Raw genomic sequence first — 13,313 nt, forward strand, 5'->3', positions numbered from 1 at the left:
TCCTTGTTCGGTGACTACAGCGCTTGGCCGCTGAGTTTTGGCTGGTATTGAAGGGTGTTTTCGAAGCCGCGGCGGTTCTCGTCGCAGTGGTTAAGACAGGCATCGTCTTCAGCCACCGGGGCCGATTTGACCATTTCCACTAATACCGCATTGCGTGGATAGTCTTCGCTGCTGTCCATGGGGTGGGCACAGGTTGAAAAGGCCACCACGGTGTCCATTTCAAAGCGCAGCTCAATCACCGAACCCGCTTTGCTGTGCTCGGGCGTAAACACTAACTGGCCGGTACTTTCACATACCACTTTCGAGAACAGGTTGAGCGAGCCGGCCAGATCGCGCAAGCCCAAGCCAAACTTGGCCAGCTCGGTCAGCAGGCTATCCTGACCGTTCTGGCACCAGGCATTGCGGTGGTTTTGGTAGTCGCGCTTACCCCAGCGCTTTTCCACCAACGCCTTGTTACTAAAGCCACCCACGCTGTCAATCCAGCCGGTGTCATCGGCCACGATGGAGCAGAAGATCCGTCCCATATCGCTATACACACAGTTGCCAGTGGTCATTTTGAAGGTGTGCTGACACTTTAAGGTATCAGGCAAGTTGATGCGCTCCAGTAGATTGCGCGGGTTGTACATCAGCAGGCTGCAGTTGGCGCCGCCGGTGACATCGGTAAAGCGCAGGCTGTAACCCGCCGGGACTTCCAGCGAGCCGTGCTGGCCGCCTTGGTATTCATGTTTAAATAGAGAATCTTGCTTAAACAGCGTTGCTAAGGTCATGCTGTTGTTCCTTAGAAATAGTCGTAGGATTACTCACCTGCTGCAGCTGCTCGGCGGCGGCTTGCTTGGCGCCTTCAGAGGCCAAGGGCAGATCGAAGGTGACCTGAGCACCAAAGCGTTCCGGCTGCTGCGGATCGTGACGCACCTTGTCGAACACCCATAAACGAGAGCCAAGCTTGAAGCCCTCTTGCAGGTCGTGAGTAATCATAAAAATAGTCAGTTGCTGCTCTTGCCAGAGCTGCTGAATCAGGCCGTGCATGTCTTTGCGGATGCCCGGATCGAGCGCCCCAAAGGGCTCATCGAGCAGTAAGATCCGCGGCTGTTTCATCAGCGCCTGAGCAATCGCCAAGCGCTGCTGCATGCCACCACTTAGCTCACTGGGGTAGCGCGAAGCGGCATGGCCTAAGCCGACCCGCTCCAGCATTGCCATGGCTTTCTCGCCAAGGGCCTTGCGGGCACTGCCCCACACCCGGCCGAACAACGCAGATTGAGCAAACTCATCGGCCAACATCACGTTTTCCAGCGCGGTCATATGCGGGAACACCGAGTATTTTTGGAACACGATGCCGCGCTCAGGGCTGGGCTCGGGGTCAAGCGCTTGACCGTCGAGCAGCAGCTCACCGCGGGTAGCTTGTTGGGTGCCGAGCAGCAGGTTCAAAAAGGTGGTTTTACCGCAGCCTGAGGCGCCCACGATGCTGACAAACTCCCCCGGCATGACCTTCAGGTTGATACGCTCCAGCACCACCTGTTCGCCATACTCCTTCCACAACTGGCGAGCTTCGATAATCGGTTGAATGGATTGGATCTGGCTCATTACTTCTCTCCCAGTTGGGCGTGGTACCACGGGTAGGCTTTCTTCGACAGTAGCTGCAGCAGGTAGTCGGTGATAAAGGCCAGCAGGGTAATCCACAGTACGTAAGGCAGAATCACATCCATCGACAGATAGCGGCGAACCAGGAAGATGCGATAACCCAGCCCCTCGGTAGAGGCAATCGCTTCAGCGGCAATCAAGAACAGCCATGCGCTGCCCAAGGTCAGGCGCACCGCTTCAATCAGCCGAGGCAGAAGCTGCGGCAAGACTACCCGCAAGATGAGCTGCCAAGAGTTGGCCCCCAAGGTTTGCGCTTTAATTAGCTGCTCTTCGGGCAGCGCATCGGTGCGTAGCTGCAGGTCGCGGATCATAATCGGGGTAATCCCGATAATAATCAGCATCACCTTGGAGAGCTCACCCAAGCCGAACACAATAAACAGGATCGGCAGGATCGCCATTGGCGGCACCAAGGAGAGCGCCCTCACCAGCGGCGACAGAGGCGCACGAGCATAGGGGATCATCCCATTGGCCACGCCAATCAACAGCGCAATCGCGGCACTGATGCCCACACCGGTAAACAGGCGCTTAATACTGGCCCAGGTGTCGACCCACAGCAGATATTCGCCGGTGCGGCGGCTTGGCTCGAAGGCCATGCGGTTGATGGCTTCGACAAAGCTTTGCATCGACGGCAGCAGCTTGTCGCTGGGGTTTTCAGCCAGCCGCGCATCCGATGCCAGCAGATAAACCAGTGCCAGCAGGATAAACGGCAATGTGGCCAGTACCAGCCGCCCCAAGGGGGCGGGTTGGCGGTTGATTATCCGCGTCATAGCAGTCCTTACAGCTCGCCTTTAGCGGCCATATCCATGTAGCTAGGGTTAAAGCGAAGTTTGACGTTGGCACTGTCGCCATAGACACCGGCTGGGGTTTCGATACCGATAAAGCCCGCATCAGGCGCGCCCTCACCCAACAGGCCGTGGTAGAAAGAGAACTCCGCGACTTTAGCCATGGTCTGCATCAGCTCGCTGCTGTTGGTAAAGCCCACCGCGTCATCGGCTTGGTAGAACATCTTGGTTGAGGCTAGCTGGGCATCGTAACCGGCCAGATCGGTGCCAGAGGCTTCGGCCATAAAGCTGCGCGCTTCCACGCCCTTGTCATCGTCGGCCGACATGGTGGCCATGATTTCGTACCACGCGCCAGTGAGCGCTTTACCCAGTTTCGGGTCCGCGGCTAAGGTGTCGGTGTTGACCACCAGCAGGTCGATGATCTCGCCGGGGATCTGGGAGGAGTTAAACACCAGATTCGCATCAGGCATTTCGGTGATTTCGTTCAGCAGCGGGTTCCAGGTAGTTACCGCAGTCACATCGCTGGTCGCGTAGGCCGCGACCAAGTCAGCATCGGAGGTGTTCACCACGGTTAGGTCACGCTCGCTCAGGCCAACGCTTTCCAAGCCGCGCGCCAGCAGGTAGTGAGAAACGCTTAGCTCAACCAGATTGACGCGCTGGCCTTTAATGTCTTCCAGCGAATCGGTGCCTTTTAGTACCACGCCGTCGTTACCGTTAGAGAAGTCGCCAACGATCAGTGCGGTGGAATCCACGCCACTGGCCGCTGGAATGGTCAGCGCATCCATATTGGTCATTACCGTGGCGTCGAATGCGCCGGCGGTAAACTGGTTAATCGACTCGATGTAATCGTTGACCTGCACCACTTCGATATCGATATCGTATTTATCGGCCCATTTATCGACGATGCCGCTGGCCGCGCCATAGTCCCAAGGCATCCAGCCCACGTAGATGGTCCAAGCAAGTTTGTAGGAGGGTTTGTCGGCGGAGACAGCCGGGGTGCTCAGGGTGGTAGCCAGGCCAACGGTTAGGGCCAGGCTAAAAGAGCGAGCAAAACGAGCAAATGATTTCATGTATCACCTCAATGTTTGGTTATCCAGAGCAACAAGCCAAGAGATGCAATCAGTATCATCTCCCGGGCTTTTGTCCCTCCGTGTGACCTCCATCGAGGTTGACAACTCTCGGACCAGGCGCCTTTCGGCCGGAACCCTAGATGTCTATTGGTATATTGCGCTCGGCGGTGCTGATTAAAGACTCCGACGCAAATTGTGTGTCCGCCCAACGAATACTGCTTACAGGCAGAGCAAATCTTGGCTTGTAGCAGTTAAGCGATAGCAGTTGACGTGCCAATACTCGCCAAGCCTGTTGCGACCTGCGCTCAGCTGGAATTGATGTGATTAGCAGCAAATGTCATTGCACCAATTTGAAACAGAAGATAAAGCCGCAACGCCTTGCTTTGGTGCAGCCAAGTTGCTCGGAAATTCAACAGTCGCGCTGGAAGTGCTGCAGAACCATCGACTTAGCTGAAGCTTTGGGCGATCATGCCGATACTGAATATAGCGTTGATGCCTGCGCGATATACGATAGAACCTATTTTCAGTTCACTTTCATCGGAATACATAATCGAGGTTTTCTATGTCTGGACAAGGATCCGCAGGAAACGTTATCGCTGCCCTATGCAGCTTGTTTATCCCTGGCTTAGGCCAACTGGTACAGGCCAGGATATTGGCGGCTATCGGTTTTTTTCTCATCACTGCAGTTGGCTACGCACTTTGGTGGCTGATTATCCCCGCAATCATTGCGGCGATAGCGCATTTATGGGCAATCATCGACGCCGCTAAATATAAATCAGGAGAATAATAAAATAATGCGGTATCTAGGCTTAGTCTTCTCTCTATTGCTGACGGGTTGCCAAAGCAACACCACAGCCGAGGTGACTCCCCGACAATCTTTGATGGCAGAAGTGGCCAGCTTCCAGCAAGAGCTTCAGGATGTGCGCCAGCACTACCTGCAACTTCTCGATAGCAAGAAACAGCTGGTCGCGCACGGACAGTGGGAGCCTCAACATCTTCATCTACACATCCAGCAGCAACGGACCTATCTGGAACAAACGATTCAGCGTTATCAGGTAAGCCTAAGTAAGCTCGAGCACCGTGGTCCAGAGCTGTTTGACAACTGGCGCACTCAACTCCCCGATGCGCTAAGTACCGAAGTCTCGGGTATCGACCCGAACCTAGCATACATTCACTCACATGCCCGCTTCGACAGCACCGTAAGCTCGGCGCACTATGCCGATGCGACCTTGCAAGAGTTGCTAAGTCGTCTGAAAAACAGCGAGCAGTATCTGGAGCGCAACCCCAACCCTCGCGCCGCCAGCGAAGTGGTCAAGCAAACTGAGCGACTGGAGCGCGCAACCTATCGCGCCGTGACCGCCCTTGAGCAGGTGGAAAAGGCGACCCAAGCGTATTTGGAGCTTGAGCAAGCCTCCTAAGGATTCGCCAGCCACTCCCCTAATTAGGCACAAAAAATACGCATAAAAAAACCGGTCGATTGACCGGTTTTTTGCTTTGCCGATTGTTCTATTTACGCAGCAATTGCCTTAGCAATCGCACTTACACTCTCTTTGGCATCGCCAAACAGCATTTGCGTATTCTCTTTAAAGAACAGCGGGTTTTGTACCCCAGCGTAACCAGTAGCCATAGAGCGCTTGAACACCACTACGTTGTCGGCGTTCCACACTTCAAGTACTGGCATGCCAGCAATCGGTGAGCCCGGCTCGGTGGCGGCTGGGTTAACGGTATCGTTGGCACCGATTACCAGTACGGTACAGGTCTCAGCGAAGTCTTCGTTGATCTCGTCCATTTCCAGTACGATGTCGTACGGTACTTTGGCTTCCGCCAGCAGTACGTTCATGTGGCCCGGCAGACGACCCGCAACAGGGTGAATACCAAAGCGCACGTTGACGCCCAGCTTACGCAGCTGATCGGTAATCTCTTGCACGGGGTACTGAGCTTGCGCTACCGCCATGCCGTATCCCGGGGTGATGATCACGTTCTTCGAGTTCTTCAGCATCTCAGCTACCGCTTCGGCGTCGACCTCGCGATGCTCGCCTTCAACCGCTTCCGCGCTTACGCTGCCTTCATCGCTACCAAAGCCGCCTGCAATCACCGAGATGAACGAGCGGTTCATCGCCTTACACATTACGTAGCTCAAGATAGCGCCCGATGACCCTACCAAGGCACCGATAACGATCAGCAGGTCGTTGCCCAGCAGCAGACCAGTCGCCGCGCCCGCCCAACCCGAGTAAGAGTTCAGCATGGACACCACCACTGGCATATCTGCGCCACCGATAGACATCACCAGGTGCACACCAAAGGCAATCGCGATAGCCGACATAAACAGCAGCGGCCAGATAGAGGCGCTGTTACCGGCAGCCACAAAGTTCACCAGCAGTACGATAGTGGCAACCAATGCAACCAGGTTTAGCTTGTGACGGTGAGGCAGCATCAGTGCTGAGGATTTGACCTTGCCATTGAGTTTGGCCCAGGCAACTAATGAACCGACAAAGGTGACCAAGCCAATAAACACTCCGAGGAAGACCAAGGTGTTGTTGATGCCCAGCAAGATGGGGTCATAGATGCTGTGCTCGATAAAGCTGTTGTAGCCAATGAACACCGCGGCCAGACCGCCAAAGCTGTTAAGGATCGCCACCATCTCTGGCATGGCGGTCATCTCAACCTTGTTAGCCCAACGCACGCCGAGCAGGCCACCTGCCAGCATGGCCGCCAGAATGTAGCCAAGATTGGCCACATCACCCAGCAAGGTCGCGCTCAGCGCCACCAACATACCCGCGATACCGGCGTAGATACCCTGTTGTGCGGTTTCCTGCTTTGACAGGCCCGCCAGGCTCAAGATAAACAATACCGCAGCAACGATATAGCTCGACTCAACCCACGCGCTGGCAGCTTCGACTGCGCCGCCTTGGGTTGCCAGATTTGCAGCAGCCACCTCGGCAGCATCTGCAGCTTGTTTGATTTGCTCTACCGCTTGTTGGACGGCATTGATTGATTGTTCAGACATTTGCTCGCCTCCTACTTACGGAACATCTTCAGCATGCGCTGGGTTACAGCAAAACCACCGGCAATATTGATGGTGGCAACGAAGGTGGCCAAGAAGGCCAAGATCACCACTATCACGCTCGGTGAGCCCATCTGCAGAAGCGCACCCAAGATTACAATGCCTGAGATCGCATTAGTCACCGACATTAGCGGGGTGTGCAGCGACGCCGTCACATCCCAGATCAGGTAGTAACCAATCACACAGGCCAGTGCCAGAACCATCAAGTGGCTCATAAAGCTGGCAGGTAGGATGTTGGTCATCGCGGCATAGGCCGCCACGCCGCCAAGAGCGACAGCCGCTTTACGCCATGGCGAGGCTTTCTTCGGCTCTTCTGCTACCGGCGCTGGCTTGGCTTCAATTTTCGGCTGTGGCGCTGCGGCCACCTGAATCGGAGGCGCAGGCCAGGTGATCTCACCTTCTTTCACCACGGTCACGCCGCGCTGTACCACATCTTCGAAGTCGATGGTGATTTCGCCATCTTTTGCTGGGCAGAGTAGCTTAAGTAGGTTAACTAGGTTGGTACCGTAGAGCTGGGAAGACTGCGCCGCCAGACGGCCGGCTAAGTCGGTGTAACCGATAATCTTCACGTCGTTGTCGCTGGTCACCAGCTGATCGGCTTCGGTCAGCTCACAGTTACCGCCGGTGGCTGCGGCCAAATCGACAACCACACTACCCGGCTTCATCGACTCAACCATCTCTTTGGTGATCAGACGCGGCGCTGGTTTGCCAGGGATCAAGGCGGTGGTAATGATGATATCCACGTCTTTCGCCTGCTCGGCAAACAGCTTCATCTCGGCTTCGATGAAAGCTTTGCTCATCACTTTGGCATAGCCATCACCGCTGCCGCTGTCTTCTTCTTCGAAATCCAACTCGAGGAACTCAGCGCCCATGGAGTTGATCTGCTCTTTCACCTCAGGGCGGGTATCAAAGGCGCGCACAACCGCACCAAGGCTGCCCGCCGCGCCAATGGCTGCCAAACCTGCCACACCGGCGCCAATCACCAGCACCTTGGCAGGTGGCACCTTACCGGCAGCAGTGATCTGGCCGGTAAAGAAACGGCCGAACACGTTGGCAGCTTCCACAACCGCTCGGTAGCCGGCGATGTTGGCCATCGAGCTCAGCGCGTCCAGCGATTGCGCGCGCGAGATACGCGGCACTGAATCCATCGCCAAGGCATTCACCTTGCGTTCAGCCAGCTTGTTGAGGAGTTCTTCATTCTGGGCAGGCCAGATAAATGAAATCAGGGTAGACCCTGCTTTGAGTAACGCGATCTCGTCGTCGTTAGGCGCATTCACGCGCATTACCACGTCGCTGCCCCACACCGCGGCGCTGTCGGCCGAGATACTGGCACCGGCGTTTTCATAAGCACGGTCGTCGAAACTGGCCTTACTGCCAGCGCTGGCCTCAATGAGAACATCAAAGCCCAGTTTGATTAGCTGCTGAACACTCGCTGGCGTTGCCGCCACCCGCGTCTCACCGCTCACACTCTCCCTAGGGATACCAATCTGCATTGCGTTTTCCAATATTGTTTTTTGTTGAACCGTTCTGTGGTCAACCGGGGCCGTCTCTTTCCCCAGTACCCTGACCTATTGCCAGACATACAGCGTCCTTGGCGACTCTCTACATAAAGGAGCCGTTGATTATTAAGCGCTGAATGACTGCGAGTTGTTACGAATTTGAGCGAGGAATGTTCTAATCATGTAGAAGCATGCCCTACCGCATTGAACATTTATCGTACAATCAAAAATGTTTAATAGGCATTGGCAGATAATGTGCTGAATTTGCGGCTGGATGTACATAGCCATTTAGCTATTTTCTATAACAAAAAGTATTGAAAGGTTACTGGTCCAATCAGGTTTTGCCGCAAATTTAACCACTTCGCCAAGATAGTAAAAGTAATTGCTCAATAATCTGTCGTATCGGCGGCCAACCGCTGTGGCTGCCACCAGATCTACAAGGCGGCCCCTTAACATCGCGTTTACAGTCATCGTGAATACTGTCATCGTGAATACAGCCATCGAGATAAAAGTGCCGCGCTGGCTTCTCGCAGGGAATAGGCTATCTCCTTAGCAACCAGTCCGCGATCAACAATCGCCGCAAAGTCTTGCCCAAAACACCCCGTTGAAGCCTGAGTTTCCAGCTCCCAAAGAGTCGATTTCCCTTGCTGAGCGGCAAAATCGATGATGCCTGCTAGGCTTTGCTAAGGCCTTACCTCCTTAGGGTGAAATATGGAAAGCACTAATCCTCAAGAACAGTCAAAACGCTCGGAATGGTTATCGTTTTTAATCATCTGTGTGTTTTTGTTCCCGATTCTCAGCGTCGTTTTTGTCGGCGGCTATGGCTTTATCGTATGGATGCTACAGCTGATATACGGTCCCCCCGGCCATAGCATCTAGCCAACCAAGCCATATCAAGGAGAGTCACTATGCTCAGCAAATTGAAAGCGCTGTGGCGCACTATGACGCGTCCGGCCAAACACATTAGCTTGGGGGTGCTGACCTTAGGCGGGTTCCTCGCTGGGGTCATCTTCTGGGGCGGCTTTAACACCGCCTTGGAGGCAAGCAATACCGAAGAGTTCTGCATCGGCTGCCATGAGATGCGTGATAACGTCTACGTGGAGCTTCAGCAAACGGTTCACTGGTCAAATCATTCAGGGGTTCGCGCAACCTGCCCCGATTGCCATGTGCCCCATAATTGGACCGATAAAATCGCCCGTAAGATGCAGGCCAGCAAGGAGCTATGGGGCACCATCTTCGGCACCATCGATACCCGCGAGAAGTTCTTGGCCAAACGCCTAGAGCTCGCCACCCATGAGTGGGATCGGCTGTCGGCCAACGGCTCGCTCGAGTGTAAGAACTGCCATGAGTACGCCAGTATGGACTGGGATGCTATGTCGGAGGTGGCCCGCACTCAGATGGAGCAAGCCGCTGAGCGCGACCAAAGCTGTATCGACTGCCACAAAGGCATCGCCCACGAGTTGCCAGAGAGTATGGCAGCCGCATCCGGCGCATTGGCGGGGCTGCAGCGCCAGGCAACCAGCCGCTTTAACCCGGGGCAACAATACTTCAGCATCCGCCAACTGCCACTGTTCACTGACAGCGCACTTAGCCAAGAGGCGGGCATCCTTAACTCGGGCAGTGTCATTACTGTAGTGGCCCAACAAGGCGATGCGCTACAGGTCGAAATCGACGGTTGGCGCAAAACCAAAGGCTTCGGCCGGGTGATCAACGAAGAGTTTGGTCAGAACATTCGCGAGGTCACTTTGGAGAAAGAGGTTGCCACCGACGACAGCATGATCCAAGGCTTCGAGGTACAAGAAGATCCGCTAACCGGTCTGCCATGGCAACGGGTCAGCTTCCAGCTATGGATGGGTAAAGACGATTTGGTTGATGACCGCGAAATCCTCTGGCAGGAAGCCAGCGAGCTGTATGTGAAAAACTGCAGCACCTGTCACTCGCAGCCAGAAGAAGCCCACTTCGACACCAACACTTGGCCGGGTATGTGGGCGGGTATGTTGTCGTTCGTCAATCTCGATGGCGATACCCAAGAGCTGGTACTCAAGTACCTACAAAAACACTCTTCCGATTACTCAGACGGTCACCACTAGGGAGCACACTATGGCACTTTCACGACGTAGTTTTCTCAAAGGGATTCTGGGTAGCGGCGGGGCCGCCATGGTGGGCCCCAGCCTGTTAGCACCACTTAGCGCCAAAGCGGCTGAAGAGACCTGGAAGATTAGCGGCTCGCACTGGGGCGCTTTTCGCGCGCGCATCGCTGGCGGCACAGTGGTAGAGCTCAAGCCCTACGAATTTGACCAGACCCCCACCGAGATGCTCGAAGGCATCAAGGGGATTATCTATAGCTCATCGCGGATCCGCTATCCCATGGTGCGCTATGAATGGTACAAGAACCGCGGCAAGGCCAACCCAAGCACACGTGGCGACAACCGCTTTATTCGGGTCACTTGGGACCAAGCTCTGGACCTGTTCTATCAAGAGCTAGAGCGCGTGCAAACCACTTATGGACCGTGGGCCCTGCACGCCGGCCAAACAGGCTGGCGCCAAACCGGACAAATGCACAGCTGCAATAACCATATGCAGCGCGCGGTAGGCATGCACGGCAACTACATCCGCAAGGTGGGCGATTATTCCACCGGCGCCGGGCAGACCATTATGCCCTACGTGACCGGCTCTACTGAGGTCTATGCCCAAGGCACCTCGTGGCCACTCATTCTAGAAAACAGCAAAGTCATCGTCCTTTGGGCCACCGATCTTGCGAAAAACCTGCAAGTGGGCTGGAACTGCGAGACCCACGAAAGCTTCGATTACCTCAAGCAACTGCAGGCCAAAGTGGCCGATGGCAATATCCGGGTTATCTCCATCGATCCGGTAAAATCCAAGACCCAGCACCTACTTAACTGCGAGCAGCAATACGTTCATCCACAGACCGATGTAGCCATGATGCTGGCGATGGCGCATACCCTCTATAGCGAAGAACTGCACGACCAAGATTTCCTCGACACCTACACCCTCGGTTTTGAGGATTTCATTCCCTATGTGATGGGCGAAGGAGAAGATAAGATCGCCAAAACCCCCGAATGGGCGGCCCAGATCTGTGGGGTTGATGCAGAGCGCATCAAAGAGCTGGCGCGACTAATGGCAGCGGAGCGCACCCAGTTGATTTTTGGTTGGGGGCTACAACGCCAGCAACACGGCGAACAGCCCTACTGGATGGGAGCAATCCTTGCTGCGATGCTCGGTCAGATTGGACTGCCCGGTGGCGGTGTAAGCTACGCCCACCACTACAGCTCAATTGGTGTGCCGGCTTCTGGCGCCAGTGCACCGGGGGCGTTTCCGCTTAATCCCGATCGGCCCGAAGACCGAGTCCATCAAAACAGCGATTACCAGGGCTACAGCTCGACCATTCCAGTCGCTCGCTGGGTGGATGCGATCCTCGAGCCGGGTAAAAAGATTCAATACAACGGCACAACCTCTACCCTGCCCGACATCAAGATGATGGTGTTCTCAGGGAATAACCCCTGGCACCATCATCAAGATCGTAACCGCATGAAGCGAGCCTTCGAGAAGCTCGAAACGGTGGTTGCCATCGACTTTGCCTGGACGGCCACCTGCCGCCATGCTGATATTGTGCTTCCCGCATGTACTCAGTTCGAGCGCAACGATATCGACGTGTACGGCTCTTACTGCGTACGAGGCGTGATAGCCATGCAAAAGCTGGTTGATCCGCTTTATCAAAGCCGCACCGACTTCGAGATAATGACCGAGCTATGTCGCCGCTTTGACAAACACAAGCAGTACACCCGGGGCATGGATGAGATGGAATGGGTAGCGTCGCTCTACCAAGAGTGCAGGGAAGCCAACAAAGACCGCTATGTGATGCCGGAGTTTAAGCAGTTCTGGCAAGATGGCATCGTATTGTTCGATGGTATGAACAACTACGTACACCATGCCGCGTTTCGCGAAGACCCTGAGATTAACCCGCTGGGCACCCCGTCTGGTTTTATCGAGATCTTCAGCCGCAAGATTGCCAGCTTCGGCTACGACGACTGCAAGGGTCACCCCACTTGGATGGAGAAAGCCGAGCGCTCCCACGGCGGCCCGGGCTCAGACAAGCATCCCCTGTGGCTGCAGTCCTGCCACCCCGACTACCGCCTCCACTCACAGATGTGCGAGTCCAAGCCGATGCGTGAGCGCTATGCCGTGCAAGGGCGCGAGCCGATTTATATGAGCCCTCAAGATGCCAAGCAATACGGCATCAGTGATGGCGACTTGGTGCGGGTGTTCAATGACCGGGGGCAACTACTAGCCGGAGCAGTGGTTAGCGACAACTACCCACAAGGCGTCGTGCGCATCCATGAAGGGGCTTGGTATGGGCCGGAGGATGAGAAGATGGGCGCGCTAGACACCTATGGCGACCCCAATACCGTGACGCTCGACCTTGGTAGCTCCAAGCTGGCGCAGGCAACCTCGGCCAACACCTGCCTAGTCAGCATAGAGAAGTTCCAGGGCACTGCGCCTGAGGTGACCGCCTTCGGTGGGCCGAGTGAAGTAGCCCCGACTTAAGCAAACAATGGTCCTAAATAACGATGGCCCTATAAATGGAAAATAAGTTAGAGCAACAAGCGATAAAGCAAGCCATGGAAGGACGCGCCAGTTTGTATTGGTGGTTCTCATCACTGCTGATCCGGGAGCTAACTAGCGAGCAGCTACAGGCTCTTTGTTCTGAGCAGGGGAGCTCGCTACTCAGTCAACTGGCCACCGAACCGACTCTTCGCCCGGCTTGCGAGAAGGTAAGCAATGAGCTGGCAAAACTAAGGGTAATGCAAGACCCGCAGTTAGAGTTGGCAGCTGACTACGCAACAACCCTGCTCGGCGACCATCGCAGCTCCGCCCCACCCTATGCGAGCTTATATGCCAATGACAGCGCATTGATGTACCAAGAGCCTCACCAACAGATGCTCGAAGCGCTTAGCCAATGGCAGCTCGGTATCACCCTTGAGTCAAACGAGCCCGCCGATCACTTCGCCATAGTGTTGGATCTTATGGGCAACCTCGCCATCAAGAGCCTGGAAAGTCGCCAAGCGCTTACTGCCCAAGTGGATTTGGTGAACTCGCTGTTGCTCCCTGCGCTCAAGCCTTGGTCTGACGCCTGTCAAAGACACACTGGCCTTTACGCCGCACTCTCGTTGTTACTGTATGAGTTCGTCAAACTCGATCTCAGTTTGCTTCAAGAAGAGTAACCCACAAAAAAGCCCAG

The 13,313-nt window shown here is 55.2% G+C and carries 12 protein-coding genes and 1 riboswitch; of the genes, 6 read left to right on the forward strand and 6 right to left on the reverse strand.

Translation table 11 applies throughout. The features are described 5' to 3' along the window. Window positions 1-14 precede the first annotated feature (14 nt). From G461_RS0116240 to G461_RS0116255, 4 genes are read right to left on the reverse strand one after another with little or no spacing between them, the layout of a single operon-like run. Complete coding sequence (locus G461_RS0116240) at window positions 15-767, reverse strand: urea amidolyase associated protein UAAP1 (RefSeq protein ID WP_026972628.1); 753 nt, start codon at window positions 765-767, stop codon at window positions 15-17. Continuing rightward, window positions 745-1,581 (reverse strand): ABC transporter ATP-binding protein, encoded by an 837-nt coding sequence (locus tag G461_RS0116245; protein WP_026972629.1) that lies wholly within the window; start codon window positions 1,579-1,581, stop codon window positions 745-747. Before G461_RS0116245 ends, G461_RS0116240 begins: the two co-directional genes overlap by 23 nt. Further along, window positions 1,581-2,405: an ABC transporter permease gene (locus G461_RS0116250; protein ID WP_026958042.1), complete on the reverse strand. Its 825-nt coding sequence runs from the start codon at window positions 2,403-2,405 to the stop codon at window positions 1,581-1,583. Before G461_RS0116250 ends, G461_RS0116245 begins: the two co-directional genes overlap by 1 nt. A gap of 8 nt (window positions 2,406-2,413) precedes the next feature. Beyond that, window positions 2,414-3,490 carry a putative urea ABC transporter substrate-binding protein gene (locus G461_RS0116255; RefSeq protein ID WP_026972630.1) on the reverse strand — a complete coding sequence of 359 codons (1,077 nt, stop codon included), beginning with the start codon at window positions 3,488-3,490 and terminating at the stop codon, window positions 2,414-2,416. Window positions 3,491-3,547: 57 nt separating this feature from the next. After that, window positions 3,548-3,641: riboswitch (guanidine-I (ykkC/yxkD leader) on the reverse strand. 411 nt (window positions 3,642-4,052) lie between these two features. Here G461_RS0116255 and G461_RS0116260 point away from each other — a divergent pair. Both G461_RS0116260 and G461_RS0116265 read left to right on the forward strand, forming a co-directional pair. Continuing rightward, window positions 4,053-4,277, forward strand: a complete 225-nt coding sequence (locus G461_RS0116260) for a hypothetical protein (RefSeq protein WP_026958044.1) — start codon at window positions 4,053-4,055, stop codon at window positions 4,275-4,277. A gap of 73 nt (window positions 4,278-4,350) precedes the next feature. Continuing rightward, entirely contained in the window at window positions 4,351-4,908 is a 558-nt protein-coding gene (locus G461_RS0116265) for a DUF2959 family protein (protein WP_157360344.1), read from the forward strand. 92 nt (window positions 4,909-5,000) lie between these two features. On the opposite strand, the gene pntB is transcribed toward G461_RS0116265, so the two are convergent. Together pntB and G461_RS0116275 are read right to left on the reverse strand one after the other, a co-directional pair. Further along, window positions 5,001-6,497 carry a Re/Si-specific NAD(P)(+) transhydrogenase subunit beta gene (pntB, locus tag G461_RS0116270; RefSeq protein ID WP_035480459.1) on the reverse strand — a complete coding sequence of 499 codons (1,497 nt, stop codon included), beginning with the start codon at window positions 6,495-6,497 and terminating at the stop codon, window positions 5,001-5,003. An 11-nt stretch (window positions 6,498-6,508) separates the two neighbouring features. After that, on the reverse strand, window positions 6,509-8,047 hold the full coding sequence (locus G461_RS0116275; RefSeq protein WP_026972633.1) for a Re/Si-specific NAD(P)(+) transhydrogenase subunit alpha: 1,539 nt from the start codon (window positions 8,045-8,047) through the stop codon (window positions 6,509-6,511). 717 nt (window positions 8,048-8,764) lie between these two features. Between G461_RS0116275 and G461_RS25965 the strand changes: the two genes are divergently transcribed. From G461_RS25965 to torD, 4 genes are read left to right on the forward strand one after another with little or no spacing between them, the layout of a single operon-like run. Further along, window positions 8,765-8,932, forward strand: coding sequence for a periplasmic nitrate reductase, NapE protein (locus G461_RS25965; RefSeq protein WP_084404941.1), 168 nt, complete (start codon window positions 8,765-8,767; stop codon window positions 8,930-8,932). 29 nt (window positions 8,933-8,961) lie between these two features. Continuing rightward, on the forward strand, window positions 8,962-10,143 hold the full coding sequence (gene torC, locus G461_RS0116280; RefSeq protein ID WP_026972634.1) for a pentaheme c-type cytochrome TorC: 1,182 nt from the start codon (window positions 8,962-8,964) through the stop codon (window positions 10,141-10,143). Window positions 10,144-10,153: 10 nt separating this feature from the next. Further along, the gene (gene torA, locus G461_RS0116285) at window positions 10,154-12,619 is read left to right on the forward strand and encodes a trimethylamine-N-oxide reductase TorA (RefSeq protein WP_026972635.1); all 2,466 of its coding nucleotides are present in this window, start codon (window positions 10,154-10,156) and stop codon (window positions 12,617-12,619) included. 35 nt (window positions 12,620-12,654) lie between these two features. Then, window positions 12,655-13,296 carry a molecular chaperone TorD gene (gene torD / locus G461_RS0116290; RefSeq protein ID WP_051333619.1) on the forward strand — a complete coding sequence of 214 codons (642 nt, stop codon included), beginning with the start codon at window positions 12,655-12,657 and terminating at the stop codon, window positions 13,294-13,296. The last annotated feature ends 17 nt before the right edge of the window (window positions 13,297-13,313 follow it).

Origin of the sequence: Aliagarivorans marinus DSM 23064, assembly GCF_000429485.1 — a bacterium.
Lineage (GTDB): Bacteria > Pseudomonadota > Gammaproteobacteria > Enterobacterales > Celerinatantimonadaceae > Aliagarivorans > Aliagarivorans marinus.